The organism is Vibrio sp. TH_r3, from assembly GCF_033101115.1.
Lineage (GTDB): Bacteria > Pseudomonadota > Gammaproteobacteria > Enterobacterales > Vibrionaceae > Vibrio.
In genome coordinates this window covers 78,461-99,130 of the sequence record NZ_JAWMPW010000015.1, presented here as the reverse complement: position 1 = coordinate 99,130, position 20,670 = coordinate 78,461, and the positions used below count along the sequence as shown (strand labels likewise).

The window sequence follows — 20,670 nt, the reverse complement described above, 5'->3', positions numbered from 1 at the left end:
CACGCCGGGGGTCGCGGGTTCGAGTCCCGTCCACTCCGCCACTATCTTTTTGAAGAAGATAGTTAAAAAATTTTAGGGGTGTAGCTCCAATTGGCAGAGCAGCGGATTCCAAATCCGCGTGTTGGGAGTTCGAATCTCTCCACCCCTGCCATTACAATTGCATATTTATGCAAATAAGAAAGGCCACTCTTTGAGTGGCCTTTTTGTATTTAACGCTATAAAACATGGCATTTTTAGAGGCAGTATTATGACAAGTCGAGTTTACGTTCTAGCCCAATTTAAACCCAAAGAAAATAAAGAAGCGGAATTGTTTGAAGTGCTCAAGGCTCTTGAACCAGATGCGAATAGAGAAGAAGGTTGTGTTCAATATCTTTTGACTCGTCAAATATCTCACCCTAGTGCAACAAGAAACGAATACACAATCGTCTTTAACGAGATTTGGAAAGATGCTGAGTCTTGGGCGGCGCATGGACGTAGAAAGCAAATACAAAACTTTTTCGATACTCAGGTAGTCGCTGAGACAGGCCTAGTTGATGATGCGATAGTGACGGCCTATACGGATGAAGCAGAGAACTATGATGCTCCAATATTCGAGTAGCAGAGTTTAGTTTATAAAAAAGGCCACTAATTTAGTGGCTTTTTGTATTTAGTCTTTGCGAAACGATGTCTTCGTAGTTTTCAAAAGATGGATTTTTGTTGTCTGGTCAGTTTTTGAAGTTGACGTTATCGAAGCTATCCACTGCGACATTGCATTGAATTAGAAAGCTTCGATCAGATCATATTGTTACTTAGATTGGTATGAGTTTTAATCTGTAAAAACGATCAGAATTAGAATGGTGAATTTTGTGAACCATTTTTTCAGCAATTTTCTAGGCCAAGCCTTGTATGACAACAAATTTTTCTAGTAGCTCATTCTCAGTTTCAATATGCAGTGGATCAGTAATGATGCATTTAGTTATCGGACAAACTGATTGGCAAGTTGGTGTATCGTAGTGTCCCTTGCACTCAGTACAAAGCGCAGGATCTATTTCATAAATTTCGGCGCCCATAGATATCGCTGAGTTTGGGCATTCGGGTTCGCACATATCGCAGTTGATGCATGTGTCTTTAATAAGCAGAGCCATGAGCGTACCTTGATAATGAAAAAGAGCACATAACATTTCGTATGTACTCTTTAATATAAAATTATTTGAAATTATGCGAAGTGTACCATATCACCAAACGTGTAAACATCATTAGAGTACCGTGATGGCGATATAGGAAGTGAGAATAACGACCAGCCCGTTAGGCTGCTTGTTTATTATCATTCATTGACCAATAATATAAATCATCATCAGTTAAATTGTCACTAATTCGAGCAACTAAGTGCAATGCTTGATCTGTTTCTGTTTCTGTGAACACATGATCAGTGATGACAGCCCATCCCCTAACCACACATTTACTTCCAGACTTTGCAATAAAATCAGCAAGTTGTTTGATACTTGCTTCACAATAAGCTTCTATTTTATAGATATTATTCATAGCAATATTTTATGATTTTAATAGTAAAAGTTACTTTTCATTGAATGTAATAGTCGCTAATCATTTAGCGAGTTTATTAATATGCATAATTTATAGGCAATTGACAATAGAAAAATCTTGTTTTTGTATGACAAATTAGGATTTCAAAACAATTGAAGTCCTAATTTGTGATAACGTATACAAAAAATTATTTCCCTGTCGGATTTCTTGTATCTGTGCCAGGTGCTAGATTTCTCATTAGTAGTGCAAAATCTAGTTCTAGATCAGTTGGTACGGGGATAAAGACAAAGTGACCGTTGCCTTTTGCATCATCAATGGATTCGGAACGCTGGTTCTGCATCACTTCTAATTTAAAGGTAACGTTTCCATTAGGAGTCATTAATTCGAGGTCATCCCCAACGATAAATTTGTTTTTGACTTCTACTTCGGCAAAACCATCGCGTCGTTTACCGGTAAATTCACCGACAAATTGCTGGCTATCAGAAACAGAGTAACCGTATTCATAGTTTTGATACGCATCGTGAGTGTGACGACGTAAAAAACCTTCTGTATAGCCTCGGTGAGCTAAGCTTTCTAGCGTTCCAAGCAAGCTTTCATCAAACGGTTTCCCATCAACGGCATCATCAATGGCTTTACGATAAACCTGAGCTGTTCTTGCGCAGTAGTAGAAAGACTTGGTTCTTCCTTCTATTTTCAAAGAATGCACGCCCATTTTAGTTAAACGCTCAACATGTTGAACGGCACGCAAATCTTTTGAGTTCATTATATAAGTGCCATGCTCATCTTCGAATGCTGCCATTTTTTCTTCTGGTCGGTGACTTTCAGATAATAAAACCACATCATCAATTGGCTTACCTAATCCTAGAGTGTTTTCTGGACGATCTGTTGCTTCTTGGATTTCTACAATTTGTCCAGAATCACTTTCTTCTGCCTTTTCTACCTTGTATTCCCAACGGCAAGCATTAGTGCATGTTCCTTGGTTTGGATCCCGCTTGTTCATGTAACCGGACAGTAAACAGCGTCCAGAATAAGCCATACACAGCGCGCCGTGGACAAATATCTCTAACTGGGTTTCAGGGCAGTTCTCTCGTATTTCTTCAATTTCTTCTAAAGATAGCTCTCGAGATAAGATCACTCGTTCTACACCTTGAGAGGCCCAAAATTTAACGGTGGCCCAGTTTACAGCGTTAGCTTGAACAGATAAGTGAATTGCCATATCAGGAAAGGCTTCACGTACCATCATGATTAAACCAGGATCAGACATGATTAGTGCGTCAGGACCCATTTCTACGATCGGTTTTAGATCTCGAATAAAGGTTTTTAGTTTTGAATTGTGCGGTTGGATATTACAGACTACATACAGTTTTTTGCCTTGTTCATGAGCTTCATCAATGCCTATTTTAAGGTTTTCATGATTGAATTCGTTATTACGAACTCGAAGGCTATATCGAGGTTGTCCTGCATATACCGCATCTGCGCCATAAGCAAAAGCATAACGCATATTTTTGAGGCTGCCTGCAGGCGACAGCAGTTCTGGTTTAAACATGATTTTATCCTCTAGTCTGATTACAAGTCAGAATCGAGCTACTAAATAGCGCAATTATTGGGAGCGCGAATATTACGCGAAAATGGCACAAAATCATAGATAATTGGGTTTTATCTTGATTAAACAATTTTGGTGCTTGTAGAGACATTGACGTTTTATAACGTTTATTTTATTGAGCGATATTGTCAAGACAGAGTATTAAAGGTAGGCACTCAGTGTGAGTGTTTTCAGCTGAATGCTAATCACGTGAGTGCCTATTCAGGAAAAGATTAAGATGGAGTATTGTTACTTAGACCACCTAGTTCTGTGTACAAATTAGGTAAAAAAGTCGCCAATTCGGAACTCATTAAAGAAAAATCCGCATCAAATCGCGCTGCTCTATCTTCTCTAGGAATATCTTCATTTTGGTCTTTCAGTTCTTCATTAAATTTTAGACGCTTAATACTAAAGTCATCGGCTAAAATAAAGTCGATATGTTCTTGCCAGTTGAGTGCAAGCTTAGTGACTACTTTATTTGCTTCAATATGGTTGAGTATTTCCTCAGACGTGAGTTGCTGTTTTTTACAACGAATTATTCCACCGTCTTCTTGTTGTGACTGTAGTTCGGCTTCATCCAACATGGTTAAACCTTGTGGAGTCTGACCTGTTTTTACCCACTCGGTCATTAAACTTTCTAGTGGTTGTTCTGGAATAGCAGGAACAACGGGTAAACTACCGATAGATTTACGCAGTAAGGCAAGAACATCCTCTGCCTTATTAAAGCTACTTGCGTCAACGATGATAAGTTCTTCATCTGGCAAAATCAGAACGTTGGTGAATTGGCTCTTGCTAAATGCTCTTGGTAGCAAATCGATAACAACTTCTTCTTTTAAATTATCTTTTTCTTTTTTCTTTAATGGGCGACCTTCTTGCTGCTCCAAGGTTTCAATTTTCTCTGCCATCGAGTCGTTTATAACAGAAGCCGGTAGCATTTTGTCTTCTTTTTTTGCGCAGATAAGAATACGATTTCCTGATACATGAGTGAGTGCATCACCGAATTTTCCCATGACATTGCTCCAGCCAAATTTGCTTTTATCTTGGCTGTTACAAGGAGTGAAACGAAATTCTTCTAACTGTTTTTCAAGTTGTTCTACATCAAATTGAATTTCGCGATTGAATCGATATACCAGACAGTTTTTAAACCACATAATCATTCTCTTATCTTAGATTTAGGCGACACATAATAGGCGAATAAATGTGTTTTGTTGAGTGCTTTATCTAAAGAACTTGTGTCGTTGTTAAAAACTGTATGAACATCAGAAGACAGTTATGTGAAAAATAGTTTTCAAAGGTCACAAAAGTGTCATACTTAGTGAAGATAATGCATAGCGTTGATAAAAACTTAAAGGTTGTTCAATTATGTCTAGAAGGATACTAGTTGTTGAAGATGAAGCACCAATTCGTGAAATGTTGTGTTTTGTTCTTGAGCAAAAGGGATATCAAGCAGTAGAAGCAGAAGATTATGATGTGGCACTAAGTAAGCTGTGTGAACCATATCCAGACCTAATATTGCTCGATTGGATGTTGCCTGGAGGGTCAGGTATTAATCTAATTAAGCATTTGAAACGCGAAGAGCTAACTCGCAATATCCCAGTTGTTATGTTGACGGCAAGAGGAGAAGAGGAAGATAAAGTTCGTGGTTTGGAAGTCGGTGCCGATGATTATATCACCAAGCCTTTTTCGCCCAAAGAGCTGGTTGCTCGATTAAAAGCAGTTATTCGACGAGTTTCTCCAACGGCGCTTGAAGATGTTATTGATGTTCAAGGGCTAAAGCTTGATCCTGTTTCCCATCGTGTGTCGATTAATGATCAAGCTGTTGATATGGGACCAACCGAGTTTAAAATGTTGCATTTCTTTATGACGCATCAGGAACGAGTATATAGCCGTGAGCAGTTATTAAATAACGTCTGGGGAACCAATGTTTACGTGGAAGATAGGACGGTGGATGTGCATATCCGTCGACTGCGTAAAGCTTTAGAAGTAGAAGGCCATGATCGATTAGTACAAACGGTACGTGGTGCTGGTTATCGATTTTCGACCAAAGCGTAATCGGGTGTTATATGAGATGTGTTCGGATGATTAAATGGTAGAAAGGTTAACCTGGAAGAAGCTAATTTGGTCATTGGCTTTTTTTTATACCCCATGGGTAATGATAGGCTGGTTATTTGGTTATATGCCGTGGTTGCTTTTGGCTGCTACGGCTATTCAGCTTTTATGGCACTTTCATAATCAAATTCGACTTTCTGCTTGGTTATGGGATGAAAAGCGTTTAACACCTCCTTCCGGCACCGGGCACTGGGAAGGCCTCTTCAACGGTATCTACCGTTTAGGTCAAAGACAAAGAAGAAAGCGCAAAGATCTGACTAATCTTATTCGTCGGTTTAGAAACGGTGCTGAATCGTTACCTGATGCAGTGGTTGTATTTCGTAGTGAAGGTAATATTGTTTGGTGTAATAAACTGGCGCAACATTTGTTAGGTTTTCATTGGCCTGACGATTCCGGGCAACCTATTTCGAATTTAGTACGAACACCTGATTTTATTAAATATTTAAGTAAAAATGACTTCTCTGAGCCGCTAGAAATGCGTTCACCTTTGAATGTTGAGCGCATGTTAGAGTTGCGTATTGTACCGTATACTCAAGGCGAGCATTTAATGGTAGTTCGTGATGTCACTCAATTGAATCAATTAGAAGGCATGCGTCGTAACTTTTTTGCCAATGTATCACATGAGCTACGTACACCGATGACCGTGTTACAAGGCTATCTGGAAATGACGGAAGACCCAGATGTGTTTTTAGGGCCAATGTGGCCTAAAGCTCATGGTGTTATGACAGAACAATTGAATCGCATGAATGCCTTAGTGAATCAGCTGTTAACTTTATCTAAAATAGAAGCAGCACCAATGCATGATTTAGATGAAACCGTTAATGTACCAGCGATGCTTGAAGTGTTGGAAAAAGAAGCCATTGCTTTAAGTGGCGATAATGAGCATAAATTGCGTTTTGATATTGATTCATCACTCACAGTACTTGGCGATGAAGACCATTTAAGGAGCGCTATTTCTAATTTGGTTTATAACGCTGTTAAATATACGCCTGCCGGTGCCAATATTCATGTTCGATGGTATGAAACAGCAATGGGCGCTCATCTAGATGTAGAGGACAGCGGTGAAGGAATTGAACCTCAACATATAGTGCGATTGACCGAGCGATTCTATCGAGTGGATAAAGCGCGTTCTCGGGATACTGGAGGAAGCGGTTTAGGCCTTGCTATTGTTAAACATGCATTAAGTCATCATGATTCTATTTTAGATATTCGCAGTGAAGTTGGAGTAGGGAGTCAGTTTTCGTTTGTATTGCCTAAACGACTGATTGTGAGATCGGAGTCAGTTCAGTAAATGAAACTGTTTGCCAATGTAATATTGATTACCGCGAGCCTATTGAGCATCAGTTTTACGCTTTTGGCTAAAGAGCTACCAGATTATAATAAGGTGTCTGGCGTTTCTGGCAATTTGACATCAGTTGGCTCCGATACATTGGCGAGTATGTTGTCTCTTTGGGGACAAGCATTTAAAACTTATTATCCTAACGTTAATGTTCAAGTACAAGCGTCCGGTTCTTCAACTGCCTCTCCGGCTTTGACAGAAGGTACGGCACAGTTCGGGCCGATGAGTCGACCAATGCGGTTAAAAGAGTTGCAATCGTTTGAAAGAGAGCATGGTTATAAACCAACAGAGCTAAAAGTCGCGATTGATGCCATTGGGCTTTTTGTACATAAAGACAACCCGATTCAAGGATTATCTTTTGAGCAAATTGACAGTATTTTTTCTTCCACCATGCGGTGTGGTAGCAATATTTCTATCCAATCTTGGTCTGAATTAGGGATTAAAAACGATTGGGCAAAACGGCGTATTCAATTATTTGGTCGGAATTCAGTTTCAGGGACTTATGGCTACTTCAAGAGAGCTGCTTTGTGTAATGGTGATTTTAAGCGCAATGTAAATGAATTACCCGGATCATCTTCTGTGGTACAGGCGGTTGCTTCAGGGATTAATACTATTGGTTATTCAGGGGTTGGCTACAGTGTTTCCGGAGCAAAATTACTGCCTATTTCCATTGATGGTAAAGAGTATATCCAAGCAACTCGACAAACTATTTTGAGTGGGCAATATCCGCTCTCGCGTTTCCTCTACGTTTATATAAATAAACATCCATCTAAGCCTCTTTCTTTACTTGAAACGGAGTTTATTCGTTTTATTTATTCCAAGCAGGGGCAGTTAGCGGTAGAAAAAGACGGATATTTATCCATTTCTAGTGATTTGGCTAAAAAGGAATTGGATAAAATAGGCCTATGATTGATCTATATTAAAATTCAAGCAACCATCCAGCTTTTTGCCAGTAACCTTGCTCTGTTTCTAAATCGGCAAAGAGTAGTTTGTTGTGCTCTAGCCAGTTTTTATCATGGCATTCTATTTGCCAATGATCGTCATCTTTTATATTGAGATCTAATTCTGGAAGACCATCTTCATTGCGTTGACCATTTAATACGATAGATAAACGTAAAATACGAATGAGTTGAATGATGTGTTTCTTCTTAAATAAGTTGAACTCTTGCATTTCTTGAAGTTTCAGCGCTTTACGTTGAAACCTCGCCAATGTTGCCAATACCAATTGCTGCTCTTGGTTGAATCCAGGCATAGTGGTGTGCTGTAAAATATAGCTTGAATGGCGATGCAGGCCTTGATAACTAATGCTTAAGCCAACTTCATGTAAAAGTGCTCCCCAGCCAAGTAACGAAGCTAGTTCGCCGGTTTTTTTTATACCGGTTACTGATGATGTTTGAGTCAAAAAGTGTTTAGCTTGCTTACGTACTCTTTCTGCGTGTTGTAAATCGACAATATGTTTTCGTGCTAAGTATTCGGTGGTGCGCATACGAATATCGGAACGCTGAAATCGTTCTTCCATTTCATATAGCAATCCTTCACGTAATGCACCATCGGAAAAATGCAGTTCTTTAATGCTAAGACCAGTCATTATGGCATCTAAAATAGCCACTCCACCCGCAAAAACTGGCTTTCGCTCTATGCTTAGCCCCTTAAAATCAATGTCATCAATTGAGTTGAATGCACATAAGCTATCAATTAGTTTTTTGATGCGTTTTTGAGTAATTATGCCGTCTTCAAAGCCTAGCCCTATTAGGACTTCGCGTATGGCTTTGATGGTTCCAGAAGAACCGATGGCAACATCCCAACCTTTTTTACGGTAAGGTTTGGCTAAAGATTCAAACCGTTGTTGGCTTGCAATACTGGCTAGTGCAAAGTTGTGGTGAGACAGCTTGCCATTGGCAAAAAATTTATTGGTAAAGCTGACACAGCCCATTAAGGTGCTGTTGACTAATTCTGGTTCAAACTCTTGACCAATGATCATTTCAGTACTGCCGCCACCAATATCTATCACTAACTTACTTTTAGATTCGGGTTGTGTGTGGGCGACCCCTAAATAAATTAAGCGAGCTTCTTCTACACCAGCAATGATTTCGATAGGGAAAGGCAAGACTTCTCTGGCTCTGCGCATAAAAATACTAGCATTACGAGCTTGTCTTAAAGTATGAGTTGCAGCAATTCTGACATTGTCTGGTTCAAATCCTTGTAGCCGCTCAGCAAACATCTCAAGGCATTCTAATCCTCGTAACATTGATGCTTCATCAAGTAAGCGGTCTTTACGGTTTAACCCTGCTGCCAGTCGTACCCTTTGTTTATGACGACTGACTAGTTGTAGGTCTTCGCCAACGATATGTGCCACCACCATATGGAAACTGTTTGAACCCAAATCAATAGCGGCTACTTTGCGTCTTTGAAGGTCTATCTTGTCATTCATCTTCTGGTACTTTTTCGTTGTCTTTTTGGGTTTGTCTCTCAACTTGCTTGATATAGTCATATATTGCAAGTTGTGATCGAATTTTTTTGCGATTACCACGGCGAACATAATTATTACTCATTTCACCATCAATGACCCGTGCTTTCATTGTGTCAGTAAATTGAATATTAATAATATCTATAATTCTTTGTTTGAGTCTTTCACTACGAATAGGAACAGTAACTTCGATTCTATAATCAATATTCCGTGTCATCCAATCAGCAGATGAGATGTGAACGGTAGGATTACCTCCATTCTCACAAATAATGACACGAGGGTGCTCTAAAAAGCGATCGACAATACTGATGATTTCTATATTGTCGCTAATACCTTCTACACCAGGAACGAGTGAGCACATGCCTCGAATGATCATCTTTATTTTCACTCCAGCCGCACTGGCTCCGTAAAGCTTATTGATCAGCCCTTTATCAACTAAATTATTAATTTTTAGTGTGATAGCCGCTTTTTCTCCAGAGCGAGCATGTGATATTTCATTATCGATGAGTTTGTATAATCGACTTCTCGAATTGCGAGGAGAGACAATTAGATGATTAAACTTCACTGGTCGATAAGGATTTTCGATATAGCCGAATACGTTTCTCACTTCTTCAACAATGTCTTGGTCGGCGGTTAATAGTGCGAAGTCGGTATAGATACGAGCCGTTTTCTCATGGAAGTTACCCGTTCCGACATGAGCATAACGCACAATCTCGCCTTCTTCTCGGCGAGATATTAGCAATAATTTAGAGTGAATCTTAAGGCCCGGAGTACCAAATTGCACATGTACCCCCGCATCCGTTAATACTTTTGACCATTCAATATTGGCTTCTTCATCAAATCGAGCTTGCAGTTCGACTACTACCGTCACATCTTTACCGCCATGAACGGCATCAATGAGAGAGTTCATCAATTTTGAGTTTTTAGCGACTCGGTAAATATTAATTTTAATGCCGCGTACTTTAGGGTCGAACGAGGCTTGCCTTACCAACTCTGCAACATGATCAAACGTGTGATAGGGGTAATGTAGCAAGATATCGTTGGCTTTTATTGCTTCAAAACTGTTGTTATAACCTGAAAAATCGGCACAGGTAAGAGGAGGTAATGGTTTGTTTTCTAAGTAGTCACGCCCAACATTGGGGAAGCCAATAAAGTCTTTGAAATTATGGTAGCGACCGCTTGCAATTAAATTATCGTAATTCGATATTTTTAACGTCTCACATAAGAAATGTAACATCTCTTTTGGCATTTCTCGTTCATATACAAAGCGAACTGGCATGGCCGTCAACCGTTGCGCGACACCTTCAGACATCTGTTCCAATAAACTGTGTTCTACTTCAAAGCCTAGGTCATATTCGGCGTCACGGGTCATTTTCATTGAATAACAATGTAGAGATTCATACTCAAAGAAACCGTTAAAGATATCGTCTAAACAATAGCGGATAATATTATCTAATAATATGATAGTTTTACGACGTTTTCCCTTCTGCTCTGGCACCATTACAAAGCGAGGCAACTGGTCTGTAGGTATTTCTATAAGGGCGTACTGAGACTTTTCTTTTTTCTTTTTCTTTCTCATTTCAATAGTAAGATAGGCGTATTCATCTTTTAAAAAAGACAATACGTCAATATCTTCGGTTACTATTAAAGGAGAAATGTGCGGCAATACTTCTTTTCTAAAATATTTTTTTATCCATTTTTCTTGCGTTTCACTTAGCTGTGTTTCGTTAACTAAAAATATGCGGCGACGTGCCATTTCCAGTAACAACTCGGTATATAATTCATCAAAGTTTTTTTCTAGCTGTGCAGCTTTAGATTGCATTTTTGCCAGTAGGTTTTTACCGTCATCTTGATCACCTCTTTCTTGAGCAATAAGAATACGTCGTTTTACATTAGCAAAACGAACTTTGTAAAATTCATCAAAATTATTCGAGTAAATACCTAAAAAGCGAATACGTTCTATCAGTGGCACCGTTTTATCAGCAGCTTCTTGTAATACACGCTCATTAAAGGACAACCAACTTAACTCTTTATCTATATATAGCTTTTCTGCACTCATGATACCTTCCGACAAATATTAACGGTGTTTCTCGGTTTCTCCGCAAAATAGGGAGAAATAGATAGTGAAAGGTAGGCTGTTTTTGTTACATAATTATTTCAGCGTGGCCTACTTTGGGTATTGATGACAATTTTCAGTTGTTACTCATTTATTGTAATGTAACTGTCACGTAAACGAAATATTATTGATGCCCTGTTTAAAAGGATTAATATCACCATGGCCGATGCCGAGTTTTCATTGAAAGAACGAGATAAAATCAGATATTTAAAAGATCGCCTCGTTGCTTTTATTGTTAGAAGTGGTGGTATCGGTGTTCTGGCTGCGATCTTACTTATCTTCTTTTACCTAATTTCTATGGTGTTGCCAATCTTTTCTCGAGCAGAAGTTAATTTGCAACAAAGCTATCGTTATGAACAACAGAATCCAGCAGTTGGAATGGGTGTTGGAGATTATGGTGAAAATGCTTTTATTTTTGACGATAAAGGTAATTTGATTTATGTCGGCTTTGAGCAAGGAAAAGCCAACGAATTATTAACTACATCTATTATTAAGCAGCCAAGTGTTTTTGCTAAAAGTCCGCAATCACAAAGATGGTACGCATATGCAAATAATAATGGTGAAGTGATTGCGATTCAGCCTGACTTTACGGTTTCATTTTCAGCAGAGGGAAGAGTTCTCACGCCAGATCTTAAAGTCTACAAAGATGATAGCCTGATCTTACTTAACCAACAACATCAGTCAATAAAGCAGTTGGTCTTTGCCATAGAACAAGACACAGGAACTTTTGTTGGCGTGACTGAATCTGGTGAGATCGATGCGGTTCGAGTCTTGAAAAATGCGAATGCAACGAAACAGGCTGATATTTGGTCTGTTAAATCACTTTCTGTACCTGATTTCCCTGCCCCAATTGATCAATTGAAAATATCACCAAATGGTGAACAATTATTTGTATTGTCAGGTAATGGATTGATGATTGCTCAGTTAAAGGGCGATCAATATCAAGTGAGAGAGTTTGTTGATTTATCTTATGGTGATGTCAATAAATCAGTAAAACAGATCGAGGTATTGTCTGGTGCACATTCGATTCTCGTTATGCATCAAGATAACAGTGTTTCTCAGTGGTTTGATGTATTGAAAAGTGGCGAACGTATTTTTACCAAAATACGAGAATTTAAGTTAAAAGAACCTAGTCAGTTTGTACTAACCGATACCTATCGTAAGGGATTTTATAGCTTTTCAGAAAATGGAAACATGGAGAGTTTTTACTCGACTAGTGAAAATGAACTTTTCAGTGGCAAAATATACTCAGAATTGCCAAGCATTGTTTCGTTATCCAATAACGAAAGTTATTTAATTGCTTTAGATACGCACCAAATCACAGTGCACAACTTGATCAATAATCACCCAGAAGTGACATTTTCGTCTATTTGGCGAACAGTATGGTATGAAAGCTACCCTGAGCCACAATATGTATGGCAATCTACATCGGCAAGTGATGATTTTGAAGCTAAGTTTAGTCTTGTTCCTATTGCATTTGGCACATTAAAAGCGACGTTTTATGCCATGTTGTTTTCGGTTCCTTTGGCGATTTTAGGTGCTATCTATACTGCTTACTTTATGCCTTCTTCTATGAGAAAAGTAGTGAAGCCATCAATTGAAATAATGGAAGCGTTACCTACCGTAATTCTTGGGTTTTTAGCTGGGTTATGGCTCGCCCCGATAGTAGAGACTTATTTAACAGGGGTTATGGCATTAATTATCTTGCTGCCTGCCTCTATGTTAATAGTCAGTTTTCTTTGGGCTTTGCTACCGAAAGCAGTGATAAGAACATTACCGAATGGTTGGCATGTGCTTATACTTGTTCCTGTTATTGTCATTGTGAGCTATTTAAGTATTCACTATTCGGTTGATCTTGAACGCTCGCTATTTGATGGTGACGTAAGGCTATTTTTAGCCGAACACGGTATAAGTTATGATCAACGGAATGCTTTAGTGGTTGGTCTTGCTATGGGGTTTGCTGTTATACCAACTATTTTTACTATTGCTGAAGATGCGATATTTTCTGTTCCACAGCATCTTTCTGATGGGTCTTTAGCTTTAGGAGCCACGCGTTGGCAAACGTTGTTATATGTCGTGTTATTAACTGCCAGCCCTGGAATTTTTTCGGCTGTAATGATTGGTTTAGGTAGAGCCGTTGGTGAAACGATGATTGTGCTGATGGCAACAGGTAATACACCTATTATGGATTTTAGTATTTTTGAAGGAATGAGAAGTCTGTCAGCTACTATCGCAGTAGAAATGCCAGAAACGGAAGTAGGGGATACGCATTACAGAGTATTATTTTTAGCTGCATTATTGCTGTTTATTTTTACATTTATTGTCAATTCACTGGCTGAGATTGTAAGACAGCGACTGAAAGACAGATACAGCTCAATGTAGTGATAAAAGATTGAGGTAGGAAGAATATTGGGTCATTGGATTAAGTCAGGAAAACCTTGGATATGGTTAACAGGTGGAGCAGTCAGTATTAGTCTGATTTCTGTTTTTGGCCTGCTATTGCTGATAGGTTGGCAAGGGTTAACCTATTTTTGGCCAATGCCTTTATCCGTTTGGACCAATGAAAATGGCGATAAAATAGTAGGCCAAGTTTATCAACGTACATCCGTTCCTATTTCTCGGCTTCAAAGTGAACAACAACAGCTACCTCAAGAAATACTAGACGATGGCAGCGTTCAACGATTGAGTATTAAGATCGCGAATAGAGAACTTTATCCACTCGATTTTATTGCTGTATTAGAACCTACTTTAACAGCAGCCGAGTTTCCAGTTGATTGGGCGGTGCTTGAACGTTCAATAGATGGTGATTTTTTCGGTAAGCCGATTGCCTATGTAACCAACTATGGACGCTATACTTTTGATGTAAAAAGTCATCTAAAATACGGTGTTGATTCTGCTCGTTCGTTACGATTAGAGCTTGATCGTATTTTAAATGATGAAGTAAGAGATATTGGTTGGAAGTTAAGCCAACTTAGATTAAACAAACAAAAATTGGAATTTGAAGGGAAGCTGACAGCTGAGTATTTGAATCAGTATGACGAAAGTAAAAAAGCACTAGAATTACTGCTTGCCAGTGCAGAAGAAAAATTAACGCAAATTAGAACTAAATTAGATCAAGAATACGTTGTTATTGAAGATATGTCTGGAGCTGTACACAATTTATCTCTCAGTCATATTTTAGATGCATGGTACCCCAATGATATGACTTACGTTGATAAGTTTTTTCATTGGGCAAAACAGGTTAAGCGTTTTGTACTAGAAAATCCGCGTGAAGCCAATTCAGAAGGTGGGGTATTCCCTGCTATTTTCGGTACTGTTTTTCTGGTGTTCATGATGTCTATATTAGTGACGCCATTAGGTGTTATTGCTGCTGTGTATTTGTACGAATATGCCGAAAATAATGCCCTGACACGAATGATTCGAGTGGCGGTGATAAATTTAGCTGGCGTGCCTTCTATTGTCTATGGAGTATTCGGTTTAGGTTTTTTTGTTTATAGCATTGGTGGCTCAATTGATGAGATCTTTTATGCAGACAAACTTCCTACACCCACTTTTGGCACCCCAGGTATATTATGGTCGGCATTGACCTTAGCGTTGTTAACTTTACCTGTTGTTATTGTATCAACAGAAGAGGGCTTAGGTCGTATTCCTACTTCAGTTCGAAATGGATCTTATGCTTTAGGTGCTACGCAGTTCGAAACCTTATGGCGTATTGTTTTACCGATGGCTAGCCCTGCAATTATTACCGGTTTAATACTTGCTATTGCTCGGGCTGCTGGTGAGGTTGCACCTCTTATGTTGGTTGGTGTCGCCAAATTAGCGCCAAGTTTGCCTGTTGATAGCCATTATCCTTATGTGCACCTTGAACGTAAATTCATGCATCTTGGTTATCATATTTATGATGTGGGTTTTCAAACGCCGAATATAGAAGCAGCTCGGCCTTTAGTCTATGCCACCTCGTTTTTACTGGTGGTGGTGGTGGTAGGGCTGAATTTAACCGCAATCAATATTCGTAATAATTTACGAGAAAAATATCGAGCCTTAGGACAAGATTAACTATGTTTTCAGCGAGTTCAACTTTTTCAGTCAGTTCAACGTTGGGTTATGACGTGCCATTAGATGTGCAAAATTTATCTGATGAAGATACCGCGATATCGATCGAAAACCTCAATCTATACTATAAAAATGGACAGGCTTTGAGTGATATCTCAATGCGAATACCGAAAGGCAAGGTTACGGCATTTATTGGTCCGTCTGGTTGTGGTAAATCGACCTTATTACGCTGTATTAATAGAATGAACGATTTGGTTGAAGGTTGTAAAGTTGAAGGCAGCGTCTATCTTCATGGTAAAAATGTTTATGATGAGAATGTTGATGTTGCTACTCTGCGCCGACGAGTAGGAATGGTTTTTCAAAGACCGAATCCCTTTCCTAAATCTATTTATGAAAATGTCATTTATGGTTTACGCCTTAAAGGCATTAAAACAGCAAGAATTTTAGATGATGCTGTTGAGCGTTCTTTAAAAGCGGCGGCGTTATGGGACGAAGTGAAAGATCGATTACATGAAAATGCTTTTGGTCTCTCTGGTGGACAACAGCAACGGTTGGTTATTGCTAGAGCGATAGCGATTGAGCCAGAAGTGTTACTGTTAGATGAACCGACTTCTGCTTTAGATCCGATCTCAACTCTAACAATAGAGGAATTGGTTAACGAACTTAAGACGAAATATACCGTTGTTATTGTTACACATAATATGCAACAAGCTGCTAGAGTTAGTGACCATACTGCGTTTATTCATCTTGGAAAACTGATCGAGTATAGTGATACTGATTCTATTTTTACTTCACCGGTAAAAAAACGCACGGAAGATTATATTACCGGCCGATATGGTTGAAGTCGGTTAATCACACGTATCTTTCCGTTATTGGCTAGATATTACTGAAAATTGATGTAGATATAACTTAAAAAATACAGAACATTTAAAAAAATAATATCCTAATTACTTAAACAAATAGGTAAATAATGCATTTTGGTCGTCACATTTCAGGGCAGTTCAATGTTGAATTAGAATCGATTCGTACTCACGTGCTTACCATGGGTGGGTTAGTTGAGCAGCAATTATCATTTTCGATGCAGGCTCTGAATAAAGAAGATATGGAGCTTGCACATCAAGTCGTACGTGATGACCATAAAGTCAATGCGATGGAAATTGCAATTGATGAAGCGTGTACACTTATTATTGCAAAGCGCCAACCAACAGCCAAAGATCTACGTCTTGTAATGGCGATAGTGAAAACCATCACTGATCTGGAAAGAATTGGCGACGTTGCGACCCGCATTGCTCGTGTTGCCATAGAAACACCATCCACTAAGAATCAACACTTTCATGTGTCGTTAGAGCCTCTATGTCGGCAAGCAATTGTGATGTTGCATCAAGTCCTTGACGCGTTTGCCCGAATGGATGTAGATGCAGCTGCAGAGGTATATAAACTAGATGATAAATTGGATGAAGAGTACAACAAAGTCATTGCCCAATTGACCGCGAGTATGATGGATACTCCTCAACATATTCCTAGTATTTTACAAGTGATGTGGTCTGCAAAGGCAATCGAAAGAGTAGGTGATCGATGCCAGAACATTTGTGAATACATTATTTATTTTGTGAAAGGAAAAGACGTGCGCCACCTTGATGAAGATGATATCGATCAGCATATAAAATAAGCCAAATCTTAATCGTCTTAAGCTGCTTTTGATGCTGAGAAGCATTAAGTACTCAATTCTGAAAGGTTTAGATTTATTACGGTTTTTCTATTACAAAAGGCGAGCAATGTTTTATGTAAATAAAATGGAGAATATAGCGCTAACTAAGGTCTTATTAATCTAGTACTAAGCATAAAAAACGCGAGTAACCCCGAGTATATGCTATAGACATGCTGATTGTCGATACGTAGACTAGAGCGGTTTTCCCGTAAATACATATATTATTTCAATAGTATACGGTTTTTCTTAATTGATATGGTGCCACTATGATTTGTCAATCTCCAAGCTTAATCTCAGCGCTCAGCGAGCACGATGGTTGGGTTGTTAAAGAAAATGAAAGTACAGTAGTTATTACCAATGAAGACAACATTGATGCTTTTCTCGCTATTTCTGGAGAGCAAATTCTTGTTGAGGTAATCCTCTTTAGTAAAAGCCAAGTTAAAAACGCGCAAGAACTAAATGACTACGTGTTAAAAACTCATAAAATGTTCCCGCTAACTACTGTGGGTATCAATGAGATTGATGGTGAAGAGTATTACGTGGCTTTCGGATCGCTTTCCTCTCAATCTAAATTAGAAAGTATTATCATTGAAGTGGCTACTTTGTTCCGTAATGTCGAAGCATTTATCGATCTATATCAAGAATACTTAACGGAGAGTGAACAATGAGTGTTTGGAAAAAATTATTTTCGGCGGTAAAAGGCGGCGCAAATGAAGCGGCAGAGTCGATAGCAGACAATCAAGCATTACGTATCTTGGATCAGGAAATTAGAGAGGCAAAAGTAGAATTACGTCGTTCTGATGAAGCTTTGGTGAGTATTATTGCCAAACGAAAAATGTCACAAAATAAAGTGGATGCCTTTGAGCAAAGTATTGCAGAATACGAGAACCATACTCGTGTTGCGATGCAAAAGGGCCAACAAGAATTAGCCTTAGAATGTGCTCAAAAAGTGGCGAACTTGAAAAATGAACAACAAGCCGAAAATGTGTATTTAGAGCAATTTAAATCTTCAGCGCAGACGATGAGTACTAATATTGCTCAAGCAAAAGATAAATTACGTCAATTAGAGCAGCAGGTTGATGTGGTGAAAGCTAATGAAGCAGTGCAAAAAGCTCAGTCAGCTGTTTCCGCTACAAACGTCGGTGCCAATGCTAAAATGCATACAGCAGTAGAGTCATTGGATAGAATCAAAAAGCGCCAACTTGAAAAATCAGCACAACTTGAAGCTGCAGCAGAATTGGCCGATGAAGCTTCGGGAAGTTCTTTAGATAAAAAATTAGCAGAAGCAGGAATTACCGCCAATAATTCGTCAGCAGAAGATGAATTAGCTCGTATTCTTGGTAAATAATCGCAATAGAAAAATATAAGCATCGAAAGATGCTTTTATTTTTTCTGGATAGTTATTTTTATTAGTATCGTATTGAATTTTATAGCGGCTTTTGGTCACAAACATATTAGTTGACTTTAGATCTAGCAATGGATTCTATCGTAACTTTAGACAACTAAGTTATGGAACTCGAGTCATTATTTTCTCGCTAAAAGTATATTCAAATCAACAACGTTTCTGTCTTCAGTGAAAGGGTGTTGATCAATAATCTCGCTTTTATATTGTAAAAATTAAAACAAGAGGAAACGAAGATGTCGTTATGGTTGGTGCTGCGCCAATGGACGGTTCGTCACTTAGGTCAACTCACAGGAAGAAATCTTTTTTTCTTATTATTTGGCTATATCTTAATAAGCTGGATACTACTGCATTTTGCTGGAGAGTTAGATCTTACTCACTCACTGAGCGTCTTTATTTATTATTTAGTTGTCACCGCATCGACAGTTGGTTACGGCGATTATTCACCTGCCAGTGAACTCGGTAAGTGGGTAACATCATTATTTATTATCCCAGTTGGGTTGGGGTTATTTGCGATAGTAGTTGGTCAAGTTGCTAGTTTACTGGTGGAATCTTGGCGTAAAGGAATTATGGGTAAGCGGAGCCTTAAAATGAACGATCATATCTTAGTGCTTGGGTGGAATGAGAAACGTACCTTAAATATGTTAGACATGTTATTGCATGAAGAAAAAAATAGTCGACCTATTGTATTGTGCGCTTGCGTTGAAATGGAAAACCCACTACCGGGTATTATCGAATTTGTTTCAGTATCAAGTTATGTTGATAGTGTAGAAATGGCGCGTGCTGGAATATCGCAAGCGAGTGTTATTATTATTGATACACCAGAAGATGACGTGACATTAAGTGCGGCACTGTTTGTGAGTGGAAAAAATGCCAATGCGCATATTCTCGCTTACTTTAATAACGAAGAATTAAGTCATTTGCTTAAAGCGCACTGCCCTAATGTTGAATGTATTCCTTCTGTTTCGATCGAAATGCTTGCAAAATCTGCGATTGATCCTGGTTCAAGTGGCCTTCATCAAGAGTTATTAAGCACAACAACAGGGATGACACAATATTCTGTCGTGTATCCTAGTGGATATCCCACCACCACGTTTGAAATTCTGTTCCATTCATTTAAAAAGCAACACGACGCTATACTTATCGCTGTGGATAATGGTGATGGATTGAAAATTAATCCTAATCTAAGCTGCGAAGTAGCAGAAGGGATGACGCTTTTCTATATATCAGATGAACGTGTTGTGAATATTAATTGGCCTAAATAGGAGCCACTATGTTTGATTGGTTTAAGAAGAAGCAACAAGTAGAACCAGTGCGTTCACCAGAAGTTCTAGGTTTAAGATTGGGAGGCGCTGTTGAGCTAGATGATCTTAAATTTCGCTTAATTGAACCTGATCTAACGATAGAAGGCGCCGCTCGAACTCAGCTAATTAAAGCCGTTGGGCAAGTTGAACTTGATCAACAAACTCGATTGTTACGTTTTTATACCGATGATGATGGCTATTTTCAGGTGTTACAAAATGGCACAACTGATGCCGATGTGATGGAAGTAAAATTGGTTTATTTTTATCAAACGAAACCAATTGATACGGAACAGCAATGGGAAAACTGGCTAGCAACAGAGTTGCTTTTAGCTAATCAAATGCTTGATGGGCAAGAATTCTATAAAGCTTGGGATAATGAACGTCCCGTTGCTATGACAGAAAAAACATGGTTTGAAGATGGAAGCGTGAGCGAAACCGACCAATTTGTCATGGTCTATGAGAGAGAAATTAATGCCGAGTTATTTGAAGGATTACAACTTATCGCTGAAGAAAAACTCGAAAATAACCAACTGCAAAGAAGCGTTGTTTTTAGCACCAGCATAGATGTATCTCCAACAGACTTTAACATTGTTGGCTAAGAAACAGATTAAATAATTAATTATATAAAGGAACTAGCATGCAAATACTTATAGATTCCATTGGAAATGTTGGCGCATTTTTACTGTATTTTATTGTTTCATTGGCTTTTTTACTGCTATTCAAAGTGGTTTACGTACGAGTGACGCCATACGACGAATGGGCACTGATTAAAGATGGTAATAATATATCCGCGGCTATAGCTCTGGCTGGATCGATATTGGGCTACAGTTTGGCTATTTCTGGCGCAGCAAGTAATTCGGTTAATATTGTCGATTTTGCTGTTTGGGGTGGTATTGCATTACTGGCGCAAATTGCCGCTTTCTTTATTGTACGGATTGCGTTTATGCCTAAGATATCGGAACGAATTGAACAAGGCGAAATTCCTGCTGGTATTGTTATGGCGGCCACATCAGTTGCAGTTGGTTTATTGAATGCAGCGTGTATGACTTACTGATTAGGAGATTGTGAG

At 38.8% G+C, this 20,670-nt stretch carries 19 protein-coding genes and 1 tRNA gene; 14 read left to right on the top strand and 6 right to left on the bottom strand.

Going from position 1 to position 20,670, the window contains the following annotated elements; genetic code table 11:
- Nucleotides 1-74 precede the first annotated feature (74 nt).
- Both R3X26_RS13120 and R3X26_RS13115 read left to right on the top strand, forming a co-directional pair.
- A tRNA-Trp gene (locus tag R3X26_RS13120) sits at nt 75-151 on the top strand.
- A 96-nt stretch (nt 152-247) separates the two neighbouring features.
- Complete coding sequence (locus R3X26_RS13115) at nt 248-598, top strand: putative quinol monooxygenase (protein ID WP_195702293.1); 351 nt, start codon at nt 248-250, stop codon at nt 596-598.
- A 271-nt stretch (nt 599-869) separates the two neighbouring features.
- Here the strand turns inward: R3X26_RS13115 and R3X26_RS13110 are convergent, their stop codons facing one another.
- The 4 genes from R3X26_RS13110 to rdgC form a co-directional block, all read right to left on the bottom strand.
- Nucleotides 870-1,124 carry a YfhL family 4Fe-4S dicluster ferredoxin gene (locus R3X26_RS13110; protein WP_317717780.1) on the bottom strand — a complete coding sequence of 85 codons (255 nt, stop codon included), beginning with the start codon at nt 1,122-1,124 and terminating at the stop codon, nt 870-872.
- 160 nt (nt 1,125-1,284) lie between these two features.
- The gene (locus tag R3X26_RS13105) at nt 1,285-1,521 is read right to left on the bottom strand and encodes a hypothetical protein (protein ID WP_317717779.1); all 237 of its coding nucleotides are present in this window, start codon (nt 1,519-1,521) and stop codon (nt 1,285-1,287) included.
- A gap of 187 nt (nt 1,522-1,708) precedes the next feature.
- Nucleotides 1,709-3,067, bottom strand: coding sequence for a tRNA 5-hydroxyuridine modification protein YegQ (yegQ, locus tag R3X26_RS13100; RefSeq protein WP_317717778.1), 1,359 nt, complete (start codon nt 3,065-3,067; stop codon nt 1,709-1,711).
- 269 nt (nt 3,068-3,336) lie between these two features.
- Nucleotides 3,337-4,254, bottom strand: coding sequence for a recombination-associated protein RdgC (gene rdgC, locus R3X26_RS13095; protein WP_317717777.1), 918 nt, complete (start codon nt 4,252-4,254; stop codon nt 3,337-3,339).
- 211 nt (nt 4,255-4,465) lie between these two features.
- On the opposite strand from rdgC, the gene phoB reads away from it, so the two are divergent.
- Genes phoB through R3X26_RS13080 form a run of 3 tightly spaced genes read left to right on the top strand, consistent with a single transcriptional unit; the run spans nt 4,466 to nt 7,460 of the window.
- Entirely contained in the window at nt 4,466-5,155 is a 690-nt protein-coding gene (gene phoB / locus R3X26_RS13090; RefSeq protein WP_317717776.1) for a phosphate regulon transcriptional regulator PhoB, read from the top strand.
- A 34-nt stretch (nt 5,156-5,189) separates the two neighbouring features.
- Nucleotides 5,190-6,503 carry a phosphate regulon sensor histidine kinase PhoR gene (phoR, locus tag R3X26_RS13085; protein ID WP_317717775.1) on the top strand — a complete coding sequence of 438 codons (1,314 nt, stop codon included), beginning with the start codon at nt 5,190-5,192 and terminating at the stop codon, nt 6,501-6,503.
- Complete coding sequence (locus tag R3X26_RS13080; RefSeq protein ID WP_317717774.1) at nt 6,504-7,460, top strand: phosphate ABC transporter substrate-binding protein; 957 nt, start codon at nt 6,504-6,506, stop codon at nt 7,458-7,460.
- Nucleotides 7,461-7,470: 10 nt separating this feature from the next.
- On the opposite strand, the gene ppx is transcribed toward R3X26_RS13080, so the two are convergent.
- Nucleotides 7,471-8,982, bottom strand: a complete 1,512-nt coding sequence (ppx, locus tag R3X26_RS13075; RefSeq protein WP_317717773.1) for an exopolyphosphatase — start codon at nt 8,980-8,982, stop codon at nt 7,471-7,473.
- Nucleotides 8,975-11,077 (bottom strand): polyphosphate kinase 1, encoded by a 2,103-nt coding sequence (gene ppk1 / locus R3X26_RS13070; protein ID WP_317717772.1) that lies wholly within the window; start codon nt 11,075-11,077, stop codon nt 8,975-8,977. Before ppk1 ends, ppx begins: the two co-directional genes overlap by 8 nt.
- Before the next feature lie 216 nt (nt 11,078-11,293).
- On the opposite strand from ppk1, the gene R3X26_RS13065 reads away from it, so the two are divergent.
- The 9 genes from R3X26_RS13065 to R3X26_RS13025 all read left to right on the top strand — a co-directional run bounded on the left by R3X26_RS13065 (nt 11,294) and on the right by R3X26_RS13025 (nt 20,655).
- On the top strand, nt 11,294-13,516 hold the full coding sequence (locus R3X26_RS13065) for an ABC transporter permease subunit (protein ID WP_317717771.1): 2,223 nt from the start codon (nt 11,294-11,296) through the stop codon (nt 13,514-13,516).
- A gap of 27 nt (nt 13,517-13,543) precedes the next feature.
- Nucleotides 13,544-15,190, top strand: a complete 1,647-nt coding sequence (gene pstA, locus R3X26_RS13060; RefSeq protein ID WP_317717770.1) for a phosphate ABC transporter permease PstA — start codon at nt 13,544-13,546, stop codon at nt 15,188-15,190.
- A gap of 2 nt (nt 15,191-15,192) precedes the next feature.
- Nucleotides 15,193-16,029 carry a phosphate ABC transporter ATP-binding protein PstB gene (gene pstB / locus R3X26_RS13055; RefSeq protein WP_317717769.1) on the top strand — a complete coding sequence of 279 codons (837 nt, stop codon included), beginning with the start codon at nt 15,193-15,195 and terminating at the stop codon, nt 16,027-16,029.
- Between the two features lie 128 nt (nt 16,030-16,157).
- Nucleotides 16,158-16,856: a phosphate signaling complex protein PhoU gene (phoU, locus tag R3X26_RS13050; RefSeq protein ID WP_317717768.1), complete on the top strand. Its 699-nt coding sequence runs from the start codon at nt 16,158-16,160 to the stop codon at nt 16,854-16,856.
- Between the two features lie 305 nt (nt 16,857-17,161).
- Nucleotides 17,162-17,563, top strand: coding sequence for a DUF2170 family protein (locus tag R3X26_RS13045; protein WP_317717767.1), 402 nt, complete (start codon nt 17,162-17,164; stop codon nt 17,561-17,563).
- Nucleotides 17,560-18,243 carry a PspA/IM30 family protein gene (locus R3X26_RS13040; RefSeq protein ID WP_317717766.1) on the top strand — a complete coding sequence of 228 codons (684 nt, stop codon included), beginning with the start codon at nt 17,560-17,562 and terminating at the stop codon, nt 18,241-18,243. The genes R3X26_RS13045 and R3X26_RS13040 overlap by 4 nt, the downstream gene beginning before the upstream one ends.
- A 290-nt stretch (nt 18,244-18,533) precedes the next feature.
- Entirely contained in the window at nt 18,534-19,562 is a 1,029-nt protein-coding gene (locus tag R3X26_RS13035; protein WP_317717765.1) for a potassium channel family protein, read from the top strand.
- Nucleotides 19,563-19,570: 8 nt separating this feature from the next.
- Entirely contained in the window at nt 19,571-20,200 is a 630-nt protein-coding gene (locus R3X26_RS13030; RefSeq protein WP_317717764.1) for a YjfK family protein, read from the top strand.
- A 38-nt stretch (nt 20,201-20,238) separates the two neighbouring features.
- The gene (locus R3X26_RS13025; protein ID WP_317717763.1) at nt 20,239-20,655 is read left to right on the top strand and encodes a DUF350 domain-containing protein; all 417 of its coding nucleotides are present in this window, start codon (nt 20,239-20,241) and stop codon (nt 20,653-20,655) included.
- Nucleotides 20,656-20,670 lie beyond the last annotated feature (15 nt).